Below are 19,040 nucleotides of genomic sequence, written 5' to 3'. Positions count from 1 at the left end.
TGCTCCCGGCACCGCCTGACAGCGGCTCGCGACCACCCTCCGCCAACGCCCAGAACAGACAGCCGACTCAATTGCCAAAGAGACCAGCTCCGTCACAGGTGGTGCGGTGACCGAGCACTATCACTGGCGCCGCTCGCCAGCCTTGTGCGAAGTGGAACCGCAAAACGGCGCGGTCCCGTGCGGTGGTTGATCACTGCTCGTTTAGCGAGCCCAGGAGTTCGCGGCCGTGCGGCCACGCACCCAGGCCACTGGCGGAGTTGATGTGTCCGCACGCGCCCGACAGGTGCCATCGCGCCTCCCATCGCGCCGCGAAGTCGACGGCTGCCTCGGGGGTGCAGTACGGATCGTTGGTGCTGCCCACCACCAGGGCCGGACACGGCAACGGTTGTGCAGACACTTCGATGAACGTCGCGGCCGCCTGGCTTGGGAAGGCCGGCCCCTGCGGGTCGGGGGGCGCGACCAGCAATGCGCCGCCGACCGGCCTCGATGGGTTCCTGCTCAGCCAGGTGGACGCCGCCCAGCAGCCCAGGCTGTGGGCTACCAGCACAACGCGGCTCTCTTGCCAGCAGGCATCGGCGTACGCCTCGTGGACGGCGTCAACCCAGTCATCCAGATCGGGGGTGGACCACGAGGCCGGGGAGATCCTTACCGCTGAGGTGCCCCACGGTTTGGGTTCCAGCTGTGGTGGCTAACTGGCGGCGGGGATGGTGTCTTGCTCGAAGCGTAGTTCGTATTCGATCGGGGTGCGGTAGCCCAGTGCTGAGTGGCGCCGCTGTCGGTTGTGGAAGACCTCGATGTACTCGAAGATCGCGTTCGCCAATTCGACCCGGGTCTTCCACCGTTTGCGGTTCAACAGCTCGATCTGCATCGAGGACCAGAACGACTCCATCATCGCGTTGTCGAGGCCGTCTCCGACGGTGCCGAACGAGGGCAGGAGCCCGGGGGAGCGGATCTTTTGACCGAAGACCCAGGAGGTGAACTGGGCGCCGTGATCGGCGTGCACTATCCCGCCTGGTTCGGGGCGGCTGTTGCGGATGGCCATGTCCAACGCGTTGACCACGAGGGTGGAGTCCTGTCTGGAGTCGATCGACCAGCCCACGATCTTGCGGCTGAACGCGTCCAGGACCGCCACGCAGTACACCCACCCTTCCCTGGTGCGGTGTTGCGTGATGTCGGTGACCCACAGCTCGTTGGGACGCAGCCGATCGAACTTCCGGTTGACCAGGTCGTCGGCGGTGACGACGCCACGCAGTCGTTTCACTCGCACTGGTCCGGGCAGTCCGTGGATCCCGGCCTGTGTCATCAGCACCGAGACGGTCCTCGCGCACACTTGGAGTCCCATTCCCAGGGTGAGCTCGGCGTGGATGCGGCGGTAGCCGTAGGTGCCCCGTGAGGCGACGTGGACCTCCCGGATCAGCCCGGTCAGCCACTCCCGCCGTAACTGCCGCGGTGTGGTGGGGGTGCGCTTGTGTTTGTAGTAGTTCTGCCGGGCGACGCCGAGGATCCGGCAGCATCGGTCGACCGGTGCCCCGGCATCGACGAGACGGTCGATCACCGGGTAGAGCCCTTTGGGGCCGGCTTGTCCTCGCCGAGGAACTTGGCGGCCTTGCGGACGATCTCAAGCTCGGTTTCCAACTCGCGGATCCGCCGCCGTGCTGCACGCAGCTCTGCGGACTCCTCCGAGACCCTGCCGGGCCGTCGACCGTTGTCGACGTCGTCCTGACGCAACCACTTCGACAACGTGACCGGATGGATGCCGAGGTCAACGGCCGTCTGCTTCTGTTCTTTTCCTGCCCGTACCAGCGCGATGGCACGGGCACGGAACTCAGCGGGGTAGGCGCGGGGCATGTCCGGCAGCCTCTCGTGAAGGCAGTCAGTTAGCCACCAAAACTGGAACCTGAGAGGTGGGGCAGGTCAACCTGTCACCCAATGCTGCAGCAGACCCTCTCTACTCCAGCACCGTGAACAGCGAGCTCAGCTGGCTACCGACCCAATCCAGCCCTGCTGACGCCCACCTGCCACCACACCGCACATTCACACCCGCAAAACCACCCACATACAGAAACAGAAAAAGGCCCAGCACGCGGATTGCGTACCGGACCCTTCCGTAAACCGGCGGCGGCGGGCCGGGGGAATCCCACCCCCCGCCGCTCTCGGCCTCATCACCCCCCAACCGAAACGGCGAGGCTAGACAGACAGTGATTCATCACGGATGTTCCAGACATCCTTCACTCCCAGCTGGTGCTCGCACGCGGCACCTTCCCAGGGCTGTGTGAAGTCCTCAACTTCTTGCGCGGAAGAAGTCTGCTCTGTCTGCCTACGTAGGACAGTCGGCTCGATACCTCCGAGCCGTTGCTGAAAATCGACCTGCAGCCGGTCCAATGTATTGAGAAAGTCCTTCAGATAAGGCAGTTCCTGATGCACCCTTTCTCGTTGCAAGCTGCCCTCCTGAGGAGCGTTCAGGTGGGTACGCGTTGAAGTGGAAGCGCTGGGGTGCGCTGGGGGCACGGTAGGACTGGTCGCGCAGGCACAGCTTCGATGGGTGCTGGACTCGGCGAAAGGAAACGACGTATCTGCTGTCACGCCCTCACAACGATCTTCATCTGTGCCGGAAACGAGGCATTCGAGTGGATCGCCGTAAATGTCCGCCACACAGGCCGCAGCCAGAGCGGCTTCAAGTTCCCGGTAGGGGCGGGCTGTCGGTGATGGCCCAGATCCGGATGGCAGGTGATCGTGGCCGTATCAAGGCGTTCGAGCAGGCGCAGATAGCGGCTCGATGCGCTTGCTGCGCTGTACGTGACGAACGCGAGAGCCGGGGCCCCGAAGTAGAGGTTCGCGTTGGCCGCTGCGCTGATGTCGCCCTTCACCGCGGCGGCTAGCCAGGTGTGCGCGGTGGCCCAGTCACCGCGGTCGGCTCGGGGATGCGAACTTGGCCTTCAGCGGTCCTTGGCCCGCCGGCTGCCGCTCCTCCAGCACGCCCAGGATCCGCTGGTAGCCCGGCGCCAGCACCGTCACCGTCAATCCTTCGCGCCAAAGTGGCACGATCGACCCGGCACCGGCGCGGGCGAGGGCGCGGTTCCCGCTCCGCCTCGGCCCCGGTCACGTCGAGGCCCTGGCAGCCGAGGCTGCCAGGGCCTCGACCAGCTCTTCCCGTGCGATCACCCGCCGGTCCAGCTCGATCTCGGCGGTCTCCAACACTTCAGCCAAGCGGGCGACCTCCTCCCGCAGCCCTTCCACCCGCACACGGGCAGCTGTCTCCCGCTCCTCCAGCATTCCCAGCACCGACGCCATCGCGCACCCCTCGTCCATGGAGCAGAAACAAGACGCCGGATGCCTCCCTCATTCCGAGCTACACCATGTCTGACCCGCACAAATCAACCGATCATGCAACCCGGGCGGCACCGACATGACGCAGCAACGCACCGACCTGACGCGGAGTCGGGTCAAGCGCAAAGCGGTACGCCTGCATCACAATCACCCGACCAACCTACAAGCCACCACCGACAGTGAACCGAAATACCCCAATCACTGAGGGCGACTGACGAAAGCCGCAACAGCTGGTGGCCCCCAGGATCCGGACGTGCCTACCGGCTCGTTGTCCACGCCAAGAATTCGGCTCGTCCTGATTCGTAGTCCTCATGCGTCTCGTCCGGACGGATCTGCCCGGTGCGGCGCTTGACTCCTCGTCGCACTCGCGGCGCTCGAGGTACTCCTGCCCGACCGGGTCGCCGTCCGCGCACGTAAAGCCCGCTCGCGTGGGCGGCGCGGGCGACCGCAGACGGTGCTCGATCACGGCTCGGCTCCCTGCTCCATACCCAGGAGCCACAGTGTGTCGTCTCATGCGACAGGCCGGACTGGGGAAAACTCGCTGCCAGGGACAACCGCCCGGCGAAAGGAACCTCACGATGACCACGGATGCCCAGCCGGGTCCCGTTCGGGTCCTGGTATTCGGCGCTGCACTGCGCGCCGGGTCCACCAACGCGCAGCTCGCCTCGCTGGCGTCGAACCTGATCGCCGAGACCGGTGCCGAGGTCGACCTGGCCAGGATGCAGGAATTCGACATGCCGCTGTACGACGGAGATGTCGAGGATTCCGAAGGACTGCCCGCCGGTGCCCTGGCCCTGTGCGAAAGGATCCAACGCTGCGATGCGTTCGTGATCTCGTCGCCCGAGTACAACGCCTCCGTTCCAGGACTGCTGAAGAACGCCATCGACTGGGTCTCCCGAGTCCGGCCGCAGCCGTTCAAGACCAAGCACGCCCTGCTGATCTCGTCCTCCCCGTCGATGATCGGCGGCAACCGCGGCCTGTGGGCGCTGCGGGTCCCGCTGGAACACCTGGGGACACGGGTCTACCCCGACATGTTCAGCCTGCCCCGCGCGTACGAGGCCTTCACCGAGGACGGCCGCCTCACCCACCCCGGCTCCCACGAGCGGCTCGCCGACACCATCTGCGGGTTCATGCGGCTGGTACGCGCCGACGTGGAGTTCGTATGCCTACAGCGCCGCTGGTACGAATTCCCCGGCGATCGCACCAACGCACCGGTCACCCACCGGACCGAGGACTGACGCGTGTTTGCGTCCTGCCATCCGGGAGTACCGGCCTGCTGGACGTAATTCCCAACAAGGACCGGCGCCCAATCGGAATGACAACAGGCCTGCCTATGTGACGTCTATCCTGCCTTGGCTCATGATGAGTTGAACCTCGATAGTTGTCACCGGCAGAGCCGAATGCGCTGGCGGAGGGGCCGGGGCAAAGCCGCCTGGTTTTCACCTGGGAGCCAGGCTACTTGTCACAGACGCGCCCTCCTACCTTCTTGTCACCGGGCCCAGACGCGATGAGCAACGGTCTCGCCGGGGTGCCCGGCGGGCAGACCACGGTTTGTGGCCCTGCACACGACGCCTTGATCACCGGGGCAGCCTTCGTCATCCGGCACGGCCTGGTTCTGCCGACCGGCTGGCACGCACCAACCGGACGCGGCTCCGTCACACCCGAAAGCTAGTGCGCAATGCCGAATCTCTTCGATCCCGACGACTGGAGGACGGGACGGTGACCGGCGCCGGCTGCAGCGCTCACCCCGGGCGACCCTCGCGACCCTGCACCGCGACCCTCTCGACCAGTTGCCCGAACACTCTCGGAAGCTGTACGACTTCCTCGTCGGCATCTACCGCCAGGACGACGTGCTGCGCACGCTCGCGCCCTTCTGGATCGCCCACCAGCGCTCGGCGAACACGCAGCGCGCGTACGCCCGGGGCTTGCGCGTGTTCGAGGAGTTCGCCCGCGAGCACGGTGCCCACCCGGCGGCGGTGAAATTTGCCGACACCTTTCGCCTCTACCTGGAAACACACCGACCTGGGTACGGGTCAAGGGTGGGGCGCGCGGCGAGATGGCCCGGACCGGGAAGCCGTACTCGGACGCTTCCCGGCGAACGCCCTGTCAGCGCCCTCCTCCTTATTCTCCTACCTGGACAAGGTCATCAAGGCAGCGACGACGGGGTGAAGAACTCCTTGAAAGCCGTCGCCCGGCCCTACATCGACCCGGTGGCTTTGTTCACGTTCAGCAGCAGCGTTTGTCACCCGGTTTGGGAGCAGTTGCTGATCACTGGGCCGGGGAATGTTCACGAGAAATGGCTCTGGCTCAATTTCCGTGATCGCGTAGCCGTGAGTGACTCCGGCTGGCCGGGCAGCGAGGATCGATCCGAGTACGCGTGCTGCCCGCATGTCGACCGAGCTGCGGACGGACGAGTCTCACAAGCTTCAGCCTGGGAAGCCGCCGCAGGCGGCTTCCCAGGCCATGGTGGAACCTCAGCCCGACCTAATAACTACTCCGCAACGTTGGTGCTGTTCGGGGGATTGAATACGCAGAACTCGTTGCCCTCCGGGTCGGCAACGACGATCCAGTGAAAGCCGTGTTCGCTGAGTTCTTCAGAGAGCCTCGCAGCACCGAGCCGTTCGAGGCGACTGACCTCGGACACCAGGTCTTCGGTGCCAAAGTCGAGGTCAAGGTGCATGCGGTTCTTGCCCTGCTTTGGTTCTGGGACGTGCTGCAGGAGAAGGGTTGGTGCAGGAGCGGGCCCGACCAGGCTCAGGTAGGGAGGTCCATGGAAGCCGCGCCGGTAGTCCAGCGGGGCGAGCGCGGCGAGCCAGAAGTTTGCTTGCGCTTCGGTGTCGACACAGTCCAGCGTCACAACGATCTGCATGGCGGAACGGTAGGAGGCCTGGTCCGCCCTGGCGATCTATTTTCCGGCAGCACCCGAGGGGGTGCTGCCGCTCTTCAGGCCCAAGCATCCTCTGCGAGCTCTTATGCCGTTGAGTCCTTTTTCGACCAGTCCTTGCGAGGACCGCTGCGGGTGATCCTCCGGGTCATCAGGGTGATGAGTGCCCAGGTCAGGTGGGCTTCGGAATGTTGTGGCAGACGTTCGTAGTCGAGGACGTTCCGCCGGGCCTTCATGATCCAGCCGAGAGTGCGTTCGACTCTCCAGCGGCGGGGCAGGACGACGAAGCCTTTCGCGCCGCGGGGCCGGGAGACCCTTTTCAGGGTCATGTTGAGGAAGTCGCCGGACCAGTTGATGAGCTGGCCGGCGTAGGCGGAGTCGGCCCAGACCTGTGTGATCTGGGGTTGTATGACCCGCAGGCGCCAGAGGAGTTCGCGGGCCGCGTCGAGGTCGGTGGTGTCGGCGGGCGTCACCGTGATCATCACGGGCAGGCCGAGGGTGTCAACGGCGATGTGTCTCTTGCGGCCGTTGATCTAATGGGCGGGAGCCGGGCCCGTTGAGCCACCTTCTTGATGCCGATCGCCGGCGTCAGCACGACGTCCTCCATTGATCCGGGCCTTGAGCCCTCAAAGAAGACTGACGTGTGCTGGCGCTCGCCGTCGGCATCCAGAGCAAACGCTTGATCACCGATGATGATCGTGGTCCAAGCCCCCTGCGGGGACTACCTCTTACTGATGGTTTCAGAATGAAGTTCGTTGTGGGGCTTGGTGGTTGGGTGTTGTATCGGCAGGATTTGGTAGGTGTCTGCTGACCTTGTGCCTGATGATCTGTGGGAACGCGTCGCGCCGCTGTTGCCGGCCCGTGCGCCTCGACGGCATCGGTATCCCGGGCGGTTGCCGGTGGATGACCGGTCTGCGTTGAGGGGCATCGTTTACGTGCTGTGCAAGGGCGTGAGCTGGCGGGACGTGCCCGCGGAGCAGGTCGGCTGCAGCGGGGTGACGGCCTGGCGGCGTCTGCGGGACTGGACCGAGGCGGGTGTCTGGCCCCGGCTGCACGAGGTGCTGCTGGCCGAGTTACGGGCTGCCGGGTTGCTGGAGATGGACGACGCGGCGATCGACGGCTCGCATGTGCGTGCCCTCAAAGGGGGGCTCACACCGGACCTTCGCCGGTCGACCGGGCCCGGCCCGGAAGCAAGCAACACCTGATCGTCGACCGGCAGGGCACCCCGCTCGCCGTCTCTTTGACCAGTGGAAACCATCACGATGTCACCCAGCTCATGCCGCTGCTGGACGCCGTACCCCGCATCCGTGGCTTACGTGGCCGACCCCGCCACCGGCCCAGGCGGCTCTTCGCCGACCGCGGCTACGACTATGACAGGTACCGGCGTCTCGTCCGGGCCCGTGGGATCACACCCAAGATCGCCCGCCGTGGTGTCCCGCACGGTTCCGGTCTGGGCAAGACCCGCTGGGTCGTCGAGCGCACCTTCGCCTGGCTCCACCAGTTCAAACGACTCCGCATCCGCTATGAGATACGCGCCGACCTCCACCTCGACAGTCGCGTCGTCTCAGTTGGATCGCGAGCCGTGGTTCCGGCCCCCCGCACCCGACGCGCTGACTGTAGAGCCCGGACCGCCCGATCCCCTGAGGAGCACAACGCATGTCCTTCCCGTCCCACTACCGCACCCCCCGTGCGAGGTCCCGGGTGGAGGCCGCAGGGGCCGAATCCCGGGCCAAGGCGGTCCGGGTGTCCGGGGTGGCACCGGCGCGTCTCCACTACTGCTGATCATGGGAGCGCAAGCACAGTCCAGCCGGCAGCAAGCAGCGGCAACGGTGCACAGGATGACCTACGGCTGCGGCGACCTGGTCAACGACTACGAGGGCATCTCCGGCTACGAGAACTACGCCGAGGACCTGCGACTGCTCTACTCCCCTTCGCTGGAGCCGTGCACTGGCAGCCTCCGCGAACTGCACATCACGCCCTTCCAGACCCGGCGGATGCGGCTTCGGAGCGCGTCGGCGAAGGACTGCCAGTGGCTTCAGGACCGCCTGGGCCGGATCAGCCGCGGCTTCGGCTCGCGCATCGCGTACGACCCGAACGGCATCCTCACCCTCGGCGTCGACGGATCGCCCGTCCAAAACGGCGCCCGACCGGCATAAGCCCGTGAGGGACGACGGCGTCCGGTTCACCGTCCGGCCCAACATGGCCGCAGCCCAGGCGAACTTCGTAGCGTCGACGACGGCCGCACCGCCCAGGTCGTTGTTGAACTACACATACACGTCGTCCCAGTCCGGCCAGGCGTCGGCGATGCGTCCGTGCAGCAGCGTAGACCTCTTCCGCCTCTTCGGGCGGGTGGAACTCCTCGAACCTGGCAACGTCTCGCGCTCGCGCTGGCGCCCCCCGAGGCTGCGGACGAGGTGGTCGTCGACGGCGCCTACTTCGGGGGCGTGGCCGGAAGCCGTGGGACGACAACTCTGATGGACCCGTGACGTGCCCCTTGGTGAAAGTGCCGGGGATCATATGCTTTATGCGCAAAGGATGGGGAATCCTTCCATCCGCTCCATGGCGGGAGGGCACGGGCAGGCGTAAGACAGGGGTAAGGGGCCCGCCCCGGGCCCCCTCACTCCCAGGAGGAGCCATGACCCAGGCCGGATCCATGACCGCGATGAGCAAGGAGATGCAGGACTGCGTCGCAGCGTGCATGTCGTGCCACAGCGCCTGTGAGGAGACCATGAGCTCCTGCATGCAGATGGGCGGCCAGCCCCAGATGCAGATCATGCGCGCGCTCATTGACTGCTCCGAGATGACCCGCATGTGCGCGGACATGATGATGCGCCGCTCGCCGATGTCGCCCGAGATGTGCGCGATGTGCGCCAAGGCGTGCGACATGTGCGCCGAGGCGTGTATGTCCATGCCGGACGATCAACAGATGATGCGCTGTGCCGAGGCGTGTCGCCGCAGCGCGGAGATGTGCCGCGCGATGACGGGCGCCACGATGTGATCCCTGGCTGATGGGCTTCGACGGCGCCCGGGCTCGGGCGCCGTCGAAGCCCACGGCGGCGCCAGATGTGAACTGGGGTTCCTCCAACTGTATCCACGGGTCGCCCAGTGGATGTGGTAGAACGCGCCGTCCGCGATCAGTAGTGCTCAGGTAGCGCTGCCGACGACGGATGGCAGATCCCCGGACGGCAACGAAGGCGTCGAACCCGATGACCTTCCTGTGTAGAAGAAGGGCGGCCTCCCGTATGCCTGCGGGCAAGATGAGCTCCAGCTCGGCGATGGTGGTGTGGGTGACCTGCACAGCCGCCGTGTAGTCGCTGCCGTCTACCACGGACTTTTCGATGGCGTCCATGGCCGCCTCGGTCTGGTGCAGGAAGGTCGCGAGCACGGGCCTACGGTCGGTGTGCAGGGAAGCCAGATGCTGGTACTGCACCGTGATCCGGGCCGCATCGGTCGCGGCATTCGCCTGGACCCGCCCGCTCGCCGCCTGGGCCTTAGGGTCTCTCGTTTGGATCATGCGAGAAGGGCGAGTCACTCAAAGCGGAACAAACCAGTTCGCCTCGAGCTCCGTCATGGTCATGAATGGATCGGGAGCCGCGCCCGGGGTCCGAACTCCCCATGCGTCATTCGGTACCCGGTGAGACGGAGCGCGCACGCTCCAGAAGGAGCCCACTGATGCGAATCAGCAGCTCAAGCCGACGCAACGCCGCCATGTCGACGCGGTCGCGGCGGCTGCCGTGGTACTCGGGCATGGTCGTGGCCGCGCTGACGACCGCCTGCACGGCGCAGGGCGGTGGCGGAGAGGCCGAAGGGTCATGCGCGATCGCTGCCAAGTACGGGGGCCGCACCTACATGCAGCTGGCCAACGTCGACTTCACCGTTGGCAAAGCACTCGGCCCCGCCGAGTTCCCGCCCTGCGACGACACACCGGGCCACAACGACGATGCCGCAGGGCCCGAACCGACCACGGCCTATGCCGTCGACGGCTTGAATCCACGCATCGCCATCGCGATGCGGTACACCTCGGACGAGGTCATGCTCCTTGCCGTCCAACCCGGTGGCAGCCTGCCTCCGGAGGTCAAGACCCTGACACGAGGCTAGGGTTGGATCAGCGTGTGGACCAGAGAAGATGCCTGCGATGTGGAGTCCGGCCAGGTAGGTGGCCGCGGTCTTCTCGTAGCGGGTGGCGATGCCTCGCCACTCCCGCGATCGGCTCCCCGCGCTGACTCGGAGCTCGATTGCAACGGACGGCGTCCAGGTGCAGCGCGCCAAGAACGCGGATGGCGACGTTATGAGCCCGGTCTGAAACTTGAAGGCGATAGCGTCGATCACCTCACGGTCGTGTGCTGTCGACGCAGCCCGGCTACTACGACGCCGAGATCGTCATCCGCAGCGACTTCGTGACCGGCATGGCAGTCAATGACCGATCCGGCTAGATCTAAAACTGACGGACGCTATTGACAGGTGGGTCTCTCGTCAGTGCCATCGCTTGCATGGGCTTGGCGACGGCTGCCAGGCATGTCAGTGCACGGTCCGGGGCCAGCCCGCGCGAGCGGTGCTGCTCTGAGGAGGCGGCGCCGGGTATGCGGGCGTCAGGTGGCGGTGGGCCAGGTCCGTAGCAAAGCAGCGATTTTCCCGGCGGTGCAGGCGGGATCGAGGAGCAGGTCTTTGAGGGCGATGGCGTCCTCGCGGGCGGGCTTGACGGGAATTCCGGCGGCGTCGAGGTACATGACGCCGGTAGCGGCGGCAACGGCCAGATTGGAACGCTCCAGCCATCGGCACCGGCCCAGGCTATGCACCAGGGCGGCGGCTTTGGCGTACGGACCGTCGTAGACGGGCTGCTCGAGCAACTCGGCCCGGTGACGGGCCACTGCCGAAACGGGAACACCGTAGTCGTCGGGGGCTGGATCGTTCGCTCCGGCGACCTCGGTGACCTGCAGGATCCAGGGAACGTCGATGTGCAGTTCCATCAGGCCGCGCGCGCTCCCCGAGCTGTCTCCTGGGCTCGTTCGGCGTCGTCGAAGACCTCTTGGTGTTCGGCCAGGAAGCGGGCAGCCGCGTCCACCGCGCGGGCGCGCAGGCCACTGGCATCGTCCCGCACCAGGCGGGCGAGGTAGTCACCAACACTCAGTCCCAGGTCGGCGGCACGCTTCTTCGCGAGTTCCGCGACTTCCCCGTCCACCCGTGCGCCCAGTTGTGGTTTCTTCGCCATACCACGACGGTAACAGCTGTTACCACACGGAGGGGCTCCAGTCCTGGGACTGGTGGCCTGGCAGTCCAGTCCCCGTCAATGAGGGCGGCGACCAGGCGCTCGTGCCGAGCATTCGACCGCCCGTCCACCACGGCCCTTGCCCAGACTTTCGCGAGACGGACGCCCTGTCGCCCAGAGAACTCTGAGACTGCCCACAAATAGCTGAGACACGACAACACGCTTGTACTGAGCGCGCTAGCTGGCCACTCTGAGCGTCACAGTTGGCCGCGGGGCCGGACTCGTGACGTGATGATCTTCGCGACGCGGTCGGGAGTGATCTCGGTGGTGTCGATGACCTCGGCTGCCCTGCGAAGCCAGGACAGGGACTGCCGATAGTCGGCGAGATGGTCAAGACGCCACTGGCGGGCAGCAATGCTCTTTGGCTTCGTGTCGGTCTCGATGCGCTCCACCAGCGTGTCCTGGTCGGTATGCAGCAGGAAGTGGTGCACCGGGATACCCGCCTGGGCCAGGCCGGTATGGATCTCCTGCCAGTACTGCTCGACCAGAACCGTCTGGGTGACCACCAAGGTGCCGCCGACATAGTCGAGCACCTGTCGGGCGGTCTCCACGACCAGTCCCCGCCACGGAGGGAAGTCCTGGAAGTCCCGCTCCGGTACCCCCAGGACATGCCAGAGCATCTCCCCGACCTTCTCAGCATCGAAGAGCCGCGAATCTGGGATCCGAGAGGTCAACTCCTTCGCCGTGGTGGTCTTTCCTGCCCCGAACGTCCCGTTCAACCAGATGATCACCGGCCGACCCTACGTGCGTCTGTTCCTCACGTGTCCCGGATGAGGCACCTTTCACCAGATCAACCGCCTGAGGACAGAAGTGGCCGCCGGGGGTGCACAGTGGCCAACTAGCGTGCCCAGTCACAAACGCTCAGTCACAGCTGTCCGGTCTCAGACTTCTCCGGGTATCGCGGCGCTCTGACGTGCGGTGCCCGGACTTGTGTGAGACGTCCAGCTGTCCCGCGTCTCAGATGTCTCTGAGCATCTCCTTGTCCCGTGGCCGGTCGGAGGTTCCGTGGCGCGACACGACCAGGGCGGACTCTGAGTCGCGCCCCGACCGGCCGGACGGATGTCCAGAGATCTTTGAGACTGCCCGGACTTAACTGAGACAGGACAACAGCTCCCGACTGTGACCTCCAGCGGTACTTGGCCAGCCCAGCCGACGGAACCGGCAGCTCATGGATCCCGTGCTCAACAGGACCTGGCCATCCTGCTCACCGATAGCTGGCCAATCAGGCCTTGAATAGGGCGATGCCGCTTCTCGCTGCGTGTCGCATCAGGTGCACTTGAAGGCGACGGCGGCGATGTGGTCGTCCTCCACCGCCACATCCTGGACCGTCCAGCCCAGCGGGTGGCTGGCATCGCCTGCGGTCGTCCCCAAGTAGTCCCTTGAAGGCGCGCGACCGAGTCCGGTCCCCAGCCCCTTCAGGTATGACTCCGTGCGCACCCATCCACGGGTGAATGCCAGAGGACGCTCATGAGGGGCACATTGGGAGAGTTCGGCGGTCTCGCGAGGATGCAGGAAAGCGGCGACGGTGTCGGCAACGGATCGGGAGGTAACCGCCTCCATATCCACGCCCACCGGTACGGCCGCGAAGGCCGGCAGGCAGAGCCGGCCGGCGTGGGAGTGCGAGAAGTGCAATGGATTGCCTCGGACTACGGGCCGTCCATGACGGCTTCTGGCACGGTGCGCATAGCTGCCGCTGCACGGGTACGTGGGCTGGCGGTGTTCCGGGGTAGGCGCCGAGGAGCAGGCGCAGTGCCACGTGCGCGCAAAGATAAGTGTCCTGGTGACCGGTTCGGTTGAGGCCAGCGGCCCAATTCTTCTCAGCCTAGTACTCCAGCCGGACTTCTAGATTTTCCCTGGTCAACGGCTTGGCGGCGAGGAGTGTAGCGGGTGTGTGGCAGTCGCGGGACGGTCTTGAACGGGCCGTCCCGCGAACGTGTGCCCGCGCCGCATGTAGTGACAGGGTCCGGGACAGTCCAACGTCGTGATCAGCGACATGCCGACGAGCGCATGGGACCAAGAACTCGAAGAACTCTTCCTGCGGACCGGAGCACGCTTCACCCGGGTGGAAGCCCGGCGCCGGATGCGGGACTACGTACGGGGACTCCTCGGCCCGGTCGGCCGCAAGAACAGCTGGCAGCTCGCCGAATACGCCGGCCACGCCACCCCCGACGGCCTCCAGCACCTGTTGTCCAAGAGCCGCTGGGAAGCCGACGATCTCCGCGATGACCTGCAGACATACGTCACCGAGCAACTCGGGGAAACAGACGGGGTGTTGATCGTGGACGACACCGGCTTCGTGAAGAAGGGCACCACCTCCGCCGGAGTCCAGCGCCAGTACTCCGGCACCGCCGGACGGACCGAGAACTGCCAGATCGGCGTCTTCACCGCCTACGCCACCACCCGCGGCCACGCCCTGGTGGACCGCGAGCTCTACCTGCCCAAGTCCTGGACCGACGACCGTGACCGCTGCCAAGCGGCTCGCATCCCCAACGACCGCGGCTTCACCACCAAGAACGACCTCGCCCGCGCCATGATCGAGCGGGCCCTGGCCTCCCCACTCCCCATCGCCTGGATCACCGCAGATTCTGCCTATGGCCAAGACTCCCGCTTCCGCCGCTTCCTGGAGGACCGCGGCCTCTTCTACGTCGTCGCCGTGCCCAAGTCCCAGCAGGTCCAGGGCCCACGCATCGACCACCTCATCAGCCAGGCCCCGCCCGAGGCATGGCAGCGCCTGTCCGCAGGACACGGAGCGAAGGGCGAGCGCTACTACGATTGGACCGCCGCCCGCCTGCCCGCCGCCTGGGAGTTCGACGGCGACGAGCCCACCCGACAACGCTGGATGCTCGCCCGCCGCAGCATCACCAAGCCCGACGAGATCGCCTACTACCTCGCCTGCGCCCCACTGGACGCCACCGTCGCCGACCTCGTCCGCATCGCAGGCTGCCGCTGGAAGATCGAGGAATGCTTCCAGAGCGCGAAGAACGAGTGCGGCCTGGACCAGTACGAAGTCCGCCGCTACGTGGGCTGGTATCGGCACATCACACTCGCCATGCTCGCCCACACGTTCCTTGCTGCGATGACCGCCCAGGAACGCGAAAAAGGGGTGCCGAGGCAGACACTCCCGACCTCGTGGACCTCACACCGGCTGAAATCCGCCGTCTGCTGGCAACTCAACCCCGCCACCATCCTGCGCACCGCGACCACATCATGAAGTGGTCCCGATGGCGGCGCCGACACCAAGCACGCGCCCGGCGCTGTCACTACATACGGCGCGGGCACACGTTCGCGGGACGGCCCGTTCAAGACCGTCCCGCGACTGCCACACACCCGCTACACTCCTCGCCGCCAAGCCGTTGACCAGGGAAAATCTAGAAATCCGGCTGGAGTACTAGTACTCCAGCCGTAGATCGTGATCTCGATGGTGAGGGGCGTCGAGGCGGCAGGTGTCCAGCGTGGATCATCCCGCCCGAGATCGCCCAATGCCATCGCGGGCGTCGGCTCCTTCTCCGTCTACCCGAGTTCACCGCGACGGAGGGCGTCCCTTATCTCGCTGAGCTTCGCGGTCGTTGCCGGGGTCCGCTCCTGTGCTTGTTTAGCGAGTCGGAGGGCATCGTCGATCTCGCTGAGCTTCCTGGAGGACAGGACGGCCGCCCGCTCTATCAGGTCGTCCCGGGACACGGTGGTCAGCCACGTGCACGGGGTGAAGCCTGGACGCGGGAACGCGAGCCGCAGCACGCCTTCGAGCGGCAGCCCTTCACCGGCGCCGACCGTCACTTCGATGCCCAGACCGCTGATGTCGAGGCCCGCCGGAGCGACGACCTGCATCACCTGAAACCCGGACGCGTCGTCTCCTGACAGCAGTACGACCAACCTCCGCTCGTCGAACTGGACCCACCAGACTTCGCCACGTTGCACAAGCCCTCCGATACACAGGACGGCAGGCAGACGCTGCGCGACCTGACGCGGTGTGGAGACGGGTGCGGCCACCGTTGATCATCGGTGTGTGAAGACAAACGATCATGCGGTGGCCGCAGGTCACAGCGTAGACCCTGCCTGCTGGCAGGAGGCGTTCGAGGGCCTGATGAGCCGGATAGCGGGACGCTTCACACGGGTCGAATCCCGACGCCGGGCCCGGAAGTTGGTACTCGGCCTGTTGTCGGACCTGCCGCGCAAGAACTGCTGGACCATCGCCGAGTGGGCCGGGGACAGGACCCCGGACGGCATGCAGCACCTGCTCGGGAGGGCGAAGTGGGATGCCGACCAGGTCCGCGACGAGGTGGGTGACTACGTGGTGGAGCATCTGCACGACGACGAGGCGGTGCTGGTGGTCGACGAGACCGGCGACGTGAAGAAAGGCACCGACACCGTTGGAGTCCAGCGGCAGTACACCGGCACCGCGGGCAGGATCGAGAACGCCCAGGTCGCCGTCTACCTGGTCTACGCCGGCCGCCGCGGGCACGCCGCAGCGGACCGGGAACTCTATGTTCCGCGTTCCTGGACCTCCGATCCCGACCGCTGCCGGGCCGCCGGCCTCGGTGACAATACGGAGTTCGCGACCAAGCCGGAGCTGGCCGCTCGCATGGTCACCCGATTCCTCGACGCCGGCCATCGGGCCGCCTGGGTCGCGGGAGACGAGGTCTACGGCGGCAACCCGAGGCTGCGCACCGCGCTGGAGGAACGCGGCACCGGCTACGTCCTCGCGGTGGCCTGCTCGCACGAAGTCACCATAGGCGCCGGGAGGTTTCGCGCCGACATGTCGGCCAGGAAGGTGCCCAAGAGGGCCTGGCAGAAGCTGTCCGCAGGGGCCGGAGCCAAGGGCCACCGCTTCTACGACTGGGCCGTCATCGACCTCACCGATCGCCGGCCCGGGAGCCGGCAGCTGCTGATCCGCCGCAACCGCAGCACCAGCGAACGTGCCTACTACCGCTGCTACTCGCCTGCCGCAGTGCCGCTGACCACCCTGGTGCGCGTCGCTGGATCAAGGTGGCGGGTCGAGGAGTTTTTCCAGTCCGGCAAGGGCCTGGCGGCCCTGGACGAGCACCAGGTCCGCCGCTACCCGTCCTGGTCCCGCTGGGTCACCCTGGCCATGCTCGCGCATGCCTTCCTCGCTGTCCTCCGTGCGAACGAACACGAGGGTCATCCCTCGCCGGGCCTTGACCCTGAATTCTGGACACGGGTTATGCGGCTCGTGCCAGCGTAGTTGGTGTGGGTGTGGATGCCGCTTCGTAGGCGATGGGGCTGCGGTGACCGAGGTGGGAGTGTCGGCGTCGGGTGTTGTAGCGGTGAAGCCACCGGAAGGCGTCGAGTCGTGCCGCGCCTTCGTCGGGCCAGCTCTTTCGTCCTTGCAGGGTCTCGCGTTTGAAGGTCGCGTTGAAGGACTCGGCGAGGGCGTTGTCCGCGCTGGACCCGATCGCGCTCATGCTTCGCTGGACCCCTGCTGACCTGCAGGCTTCGGCGAAGGCCCGACTCGCGTATTGGGCTCTGGTCGGTGCGTGATCGACCCGGCAAGACTGCCACGGGTTCGGATCGCCGCTGCCAGGGCGTCGGTCACAAGGTCCGCGCGCATGTGGTCGGCGATCGCCCAGCCGGCCAGACGCCGCGACGCAAGGTCGATGACGGTCGCCAGATAGCAGAACTTCCCGCCCTCGATGGGCAGGTAAGTGATGTCGCCGACGTACTTCGTGTTTGGTCTTTGGGCGGTGAAGTCGCGGCCGATCAGGTCGGGCGCCTTGGCCGCGGCGGGGTCGGGGACGGTGGTGCGGTGCCGGCGACGCAGACGGACTCCTTCGATCCCGAACGCCTGCATGATCCTGGCGACCCGCTTGTGGTTGACCGTCTCGCCACTCGTCTCGCGGAGCTCGGCGGTGATGCGCGGGGCTCCGTAGGTGCCGTCCGATTCGCGGTGCACGGCCCGTATCCGGACTGCCAGTCGGGCATCGGCCGCCTGCCTGGCAGCCCGGTCGTCGGCCGTCCGGCGCCAGTAGTAGAAGCTCGAGCGGGCGACGCCGAGGACGCTGCACAGCCGCTTCACGCCGTAGCGGCGCTGGAGGTCGGCGACACACTGGAAGCGGTTCACCAGCGTGTCTCCCCGGCGAAATACTTCGCCGCTTTGCGCAGGATCTCGCGTTCTTCCTCCAGCTCACGGACCTTCTTGCGCAGAGCTGCGTTCTCCGCCTCCAGCGGGGTCGGCGACGGGGCCGGTTCCTGCGTCCGGCGTCCACGGGGACGACTCGCTCCGGCTGCCCGGACCCAGTTCCGCAGGGTCTCCGGATTAACCCCAAGATCAGCGGCGACCGACCTGATCGTCGCTTCGGGCCGCGACTCGTACAGCGCGACCGCGTCCGCCTTGAACTCCGGCGGATAGTTCTTCATGACCACGAGATGTCCGTTCTCAGATCCTTAGGATCCAGTGTCTCGTGTGTCCAACATCAGGGGTCAAGGCCCGGTTTCACGGGGCATGCGGGCGCCGGGCAGATGCCTCGGAATCTCCCCGGCCTGCGAGAGGCCTCACGAGAGAGCGGCGCGACCAGGCGTCTCCAAGTCCCGTGAAACCCAGCGTCGTATGTCGTTCGTTGTCGTCGTGGCGCGAGCCCGCCGCAGGGCGACCTCCTGTCCACCTCCGCGAGCCACGAGCTCTGGCGCAGACTGAGGCCCCTGGGGTGCGCTGGTGTCGCGAACGGCTACCGAGATGGCGGACCGACCGAGTCCTGGGATTCGGACGCCGCATGACCTGCATGAGCTCGTGACCTGGATAAACGCTCGACGATGGGAGAACGTGCGACTGTGTTCTGCGGGATCGATTGGGCGGAGAGGCATCACGACATCGCGCTGTTCGACGAGTCCGGCGAACTGCTGGCCAAACGGCGGATCACCGATGACGCTGCCGGCTACCGGATACTGCTGGAGCTCCTGGCCGAGCACGGTGACAGCCCTGAGTCGCCGATACCGGTGGCCATCGAGACCAGCCGCGGCCTGCTCGTCGAAGTCTTGCGGACCGGCCGCCGCAAGGTCTTCGCGATCAACCCACCTGCCGCCTCCCGCCACCGCGACCGGCACGGTGTGTCCCGCAAGAAGTCAGACCTGGGCGATGCTCTGGTGCTGGCCAACATCCTGCGAACCGACATGGCCGTTCACCGGCTGCTGCCAGCGGACTCCGACCAGGCCCAGACCATCGCGGTACTGGCTCGGGCTCAGCAGGACGCCGTGTGGAACCGCCAGCAGATCGGCAACCAGATCCGCTCCCTGCTGCGCGAGTACTACCCCGCTGCCCTCGATGCCTTCCTGGCCAAGCAAAGCGGACTGGCCCGCGAGGAGCCCGCATCATCCTTGCCAAAGCGCCGACGCGTACAAAAGGCTCACGACTGTCGCTGAATCAGCTGCGCTCCGCCGTCAAGCGCGCCGGTCATGTCCGCAGCATTGACGAAGAGGCTGACCGCCCACGCAGCGTCCTGCGGGCCGAGTACGCCCACCAGCTCGCGGCTGTCGACATGATGACGCTCCTTGAAGAATCTCCCCACCCGCTGCTCGGGGTGGCCTCGGAGTTGCTCATGTTGGTTCCTTGGG

At 66.2% G+C, this 19,040-nt stretch carries 18 protein-coding genes and 6 pseudogenes; 9 read left to right on the top strand and 15 right to left on the bottom strand.

Going from position 1 to position 19,040, the window contains the following annotated elements; translation table 11 throughout:
- Positions 1-190: 190 nt before the first annotated feature.
- From OHO83_RS46225 to OHO83_RS47220, 6 genes and pseudogenes are all read right to left on the bottom strand, one after another.
- Complete coding sequence (locus tag OHO83_RS46225) at positions 191-643, bottom strand: RBBP9/YdeN family alpha/beta hydrolase (protein WP_266681833.1); 453 nt, start codon at positions 641-643, stop codon at positions 191-193.
- A 45-nt stretch (positions 644-688) separates the two neighbouring features.
- Positions 689-1,848, bottom strand: a pseudogene (locus OHO83_RS46220) (IS3 family transposase).
- A 339-nt stretch (positions 1,849-2,187) separates the two neighbouring features.
- Positions 2,188-2,424: a hypothetical protein gene (locus tag OHO83_RS46215; RefSeq protein WP_266681755.1), complete on the bottom strand. Its 237-nt coding sequence runs from the start codon at positions 2,422-2,424 to the stop codon at positions 2,188-2,190.
- A gap of 155 nt (positions 2,425-2,579) precedes the next feature.
- On the bottom strand, positions 2,580-2,867 hold the full coding sequence (locus OHO83_RS46210; RefSeq protein WP_266681754.1) for a hypothetical protein: 288 nt from the start codon (positions 2,865-2,867) through the stop codon (positions 2,580-2,582).
- A gap of 232 nt (positions 2,868-3,099) precedes the next feature.
- On the bottom strand, positions 3,100-3,291 hold the full coding sequence (locus tag OHO83_RS46205; protein ID WP_266681753.1) for a hypothetical protein: 192 nt from the start codon (positions 3,289-3,291) through the stop codon (positions 3,100-3,102).
- A gap of 91 nt (positions 3,292-3,382) precedes the next feature.
- Positions 3,383-3,469 (bottom strand): helix-turn-helix domain-containing protein, encoded by an 87-nt coding sequence (locus OHO83_RS47220; RefSeq protein ID WP_353963521.1) that lies wholly within the window; start codon positions 3,467-3,469, stop codon positions 3,383-3,385.
- 436 nt (positions 3,470-3,905) lie between these two features.
- Between OHO83_RS47220 and OHO83_RS46200 the strand changes: the two genes are divergently transcribed.
- A complete protein-coding gene (locus tag OHO83_RS46200) occupies positions 3,906-4,565 on the top strand; it encodes an NADPH-dependent FMN reductase (protein WP_266681752.1) in 660 nt (219 codons plus the stop codon).
- Between the two features lie 504 nt (positions 4,566-5,069).
- Here OHO83_RS46200 and OHO83_RS46195 read toward each other — a convergent pair.
- The 3 genes and pseudogenes from OHO83_RS46195 to OHO83_RS46185 all read right to left on the bottom strand — a co-directional run.
- Complete coding sequence (locus tag OHO83_RS46195; RefSeq protein ID WP_330280692.1) at positions 5,070-5,294, bottom strand: hypothetical protein; 225 nt, start codon at positions 5,292-5,294, stop codon at positions 5,070-5,072.
- A gap of 524 nt (positions 5,295-5,818) precedes the next feature.
- Positions 5,819-6,196: a VOC family protein gene (locus OHO83_RS46190; protein ID WP_266681750.1), complete on the bottom strand. Its 378-nt coding sequence runs from the start codon at positions 6,194-6,196 to the stop codon at positions 5,819-5,821.
- Positions 6,197-6,312: 116 nt separating this feature from the next.
- Positions 6,313-6,744, bottom strand: a pseudogene (locus tag OHO83_RS46185) (transposase); the annotation flags it as partial.
- 110 nt (positions 6,745-6,854) lie between these two features.
- On the opposite strand from OHO83_RS46185, the gene OHO83_RS46180 reads away from it, so the two are divergent.
- From OHO83_RS46180 to OHO83_RS46160, 5 genes and pseudogenes are all read left to right on the top strand, one after another.
- Positions 6,855-7,022, top strand: coding sequence for a hypothetical protein (locus OHO83_RS46180; protein WP_330280691.1), 168 nt, complete (start codon positions 6,855-6,857; stop codon positions 7,020-7,022).
- Positions 7,012-7,757, top strand: a pseudogene (locus tag OHO83_RS46175) (IS5 family transposase); the annotation flags it as partial. The gene OHO83_RS46180 and the pseudogene OHO83_RS46175, both read left to right, overlap by 11 nt.
- Before the next feature lie 292 nt (positions 7,758-8,049).
- On the top strand, positions 8,050-8,367 hold the full coding sequence (locus OHO83_RS46170; RefSeq protein ID WP_266681839.1) for a hypothetical protein: 318 nt from the start codon (positions 8,050-8,052) through the stop codon (positions 8,365-8,367).
- A gap of 479 nt (positions 8,368-8,846) precedes the next feature.
- On the top strand, positions 8,847-9,209 hold the full coding sequence (locus tag OHO83_RS46165) for a four-helix bundle copper-binding protein (protein ID WP_266681749.1): 363 nt from the start codon (positions 8,847-8,849) through the stop codon (positions 9,207-9,209).
- Positions 9,210-9,883: 674 nt separating this feature from the next.
- Positions 9,884-10,309, top strand: a complete 426-nt coding sequence (locus tag OHO83_RS46160) for a DUF6281 family protein (protein ID WP_266681748.1) — start codon at positions 9,884-9,886, stop codon at positions 10,307-10,309.
- 491 nt (positions 10,310-10,800) lie between these two features.
- Here OHO83_RS46160 and OHO83_RS46155 read toward each other — a convergent pair whose 3' ends face one another.
- The 4 genes and pseudogenes from OHO83_RS46155 to OHO83_RS47215 all read right to left on the bottom strand — a co-directional run.
- Entirely contained in the window at positions 10,801-11,178 is a 378-nt protein-coding gene (locus tag OHO83_RS46155) for a fic family toxin-antitoxin system, toxin component (protein ID WP_266681747.1), read from the bottom strand.
- On the bottom strand, positions 11,178-11,420 hold the full coding sequence (locus OHO83_RS46150; RefSeq protein WP_116504324.1) for a hypothetical protein: 243 nt from the start codon (positions 11,418-11,420) through the stop codon (positions 11,178-11,180). The genes OHO83_RS46155 and OHO83_RS46150 overlap by 1 nt, the downstream gene beginning before the upstream one ends.
- 254 nt (positions 11,421-11,674) lie before the next feature.
- On the bottom strand, positions 11,675-12,208 hold the full coding sequence (locus tag OHO83_RS46145) for an AAA family ATPase (RefSeq protein ID WP_266681746.1): 534 nt from the start codon (positions 12,206-12,208) through the stop codon (positions 11,675-11,677).
- Between the two features lie 670 nt (positions 12,209-12,878).
- A pseudogene (locus tag OHO83_RS47215) lies at positions 12,879-13,043 on the bottom strand (4'-phosphopantetheinyl transferase superfamily protein); the annotation flags it as partial.
- Between the two features lie 427 nt (positions 13,044-13,470).
- Here OHO83_RS47215 and OHO83_RS46140 point away from each other — a divergent pair.
- Positions 13,471-14,688: an IS701 family transposase gene (locus tag OHO83_RS46140; RefSeq protein ID WP_406339873.1), complete on the top strand. Its 1,218-nt coding sequence runs from the start codon at positions 13,471-13,473 to the stop codon at positions 14,686-14,688.
- A gap of 299 nt (positions 14,689-14,987) precedes the next feature.
- Here OHO83_RS46140 and OHO83_RS46135 read toward each other — a convergent pair whose 3' ends face one another.
- A complete protein-coding gene (locus OHO83_RS46135) occupies positions 14,988-15,392 on the bottom strand; it encodes a type II toxin-antitoxin system PemK/MazF family toxin (RefSeq protein WP_266681831.1) in 405 nt (134 codons plus the stop codon).
- 166 nt (positions 15,393-15,558) lie between these two features.
- On the opposite strand from OHO83_RS46135, the gene OHO83_RS46130 reads away from it, so the two are divergent.
- Positions 15,559-16,677 (top strand): IS701 family transposase, encoded by a 1,119-nt coding sequence (locus tag OHO83_RS46130; protein WP_266681829.1) that lies wholly within the window; start codon positions 15,559-15,561, stop codon positions 16,675-16,677.
- On the opposite strand, the pseudogene OHO83_RS46125 reads toward OHO83_RS46130, so the two are convergent.
- Positions 16,655-17,855: pseudogene (locus tag OHO83_RS46125) on the bottom strand (IS3 family transposase). The gene OHO83_RS46130 and the pseudogene OHO83_RS46125 overlap by 23 nt on opposite strands.
- A 387-nt stretch (positions 17,856-18,242) precedes the next feature.
- Between OHO83_RS46125 and OHO83_RS46120 the strand changes: the two are divergent.
- A pseudogene (locus OHO83_RS46120) lies at positions 18,243-19,021 on the top strand (IS110 family transposase); the annotation flags it as partial.
- Positions 19,022-19,040: the final 19 nt, after the last annotated feature.

The sequence above is a fragment of the Streptomyces sp. NBC_00569 genome, assembly GCF_036345255.1.
Lineage (GTDB): Bacteria > Actinomycetota > Actinomycetes > Streptomycetales > Streptomycetaceae > Streptomyces.
Note: the sequence above shows the minus strand (reverse complement) of the source record. Positions and strands in the feature narration are given on the sequence as shown.

Bases quoted from the DNA above. Each gene is read 5' to 3' on its own strand.
- OHO83_RS46205 (WP_266681753.1), bottom strand. From the start codon at position 3,291: ATGGCGTCGGTGCTGGGAATGCTGGAGGAGCGGGAGACAGCTGCCCGT.
- OHO83_RS47220 (WP_353963521.1), bottom strand. From the start codon at position 3,469: ATGCAGGCGTACCGCTTTGCGCTTGACCCGACTCCGCGTCAGGTCGGT.
- OHO83_RS46200 (WP_266681752.1), top strand. From the start codon at position 3,906: ATGACCACGGATGCCCAGCCGGGTCCCGTTCGGGTCCTGGTATTCGGC.
- OHO83_RS46190 (WP_266681750.1), bottom strand. From the start codon at position 6,196: ATGCAGATCGTTGTGACGCTGGACTGTGTCGACACCGAAGCGCAAGCA.
- OHO83_RS46170 (WP_266681839.1), top strand. From the start codon at position 8,050: ATGACCTACGGCTGCGGCGACCTGGTCAACGACTACGAGGGCATCTCC.
- OHO83_RS46165 (WP_266681749.1), top strand. From the start codon at position 8,847: ATGACCCAGGCCGGATCCATGACCGCGATGAGCAAGGAGATGCAGGAC.
- OHO83_RS46160 (WP_266681748.1), top strand. From the start codon at position 9,884: ATGCGAATCAGCAGCTCAAGCCGACGCAACGCCGCCATGTCGACGCGG.
- OHO83_RS46155 (WP_266681747.1), bottom strand. From the start codon at position 11,178: ATGGAACTGCACATCGACGTTCCCTGGATCCTGCAGGTCACCGAGGTC.
- OHO83_RS46150 (WP_116504324.1), bottom strand. From the start codon at position 11,420: ATGGCGAAGAAACCACAACTGGGCGCACGGGTGGACGGGGAAGTCGCG.
- OHO83_RS46140 (WP_406339873.1), top strand. From the start codon at position 13,471: ATGCCGACGAGCGCATGGGACCAAGAACTCGAAGAACTCTTCCTGCGG.
- OHO83_RS46130 (WP_266681829.1), top strand. From the start codon at position 15,559: ATGAGCCGGATAGCGGGACGCTTCACACGGGTCGAATCCCGACGCCGG.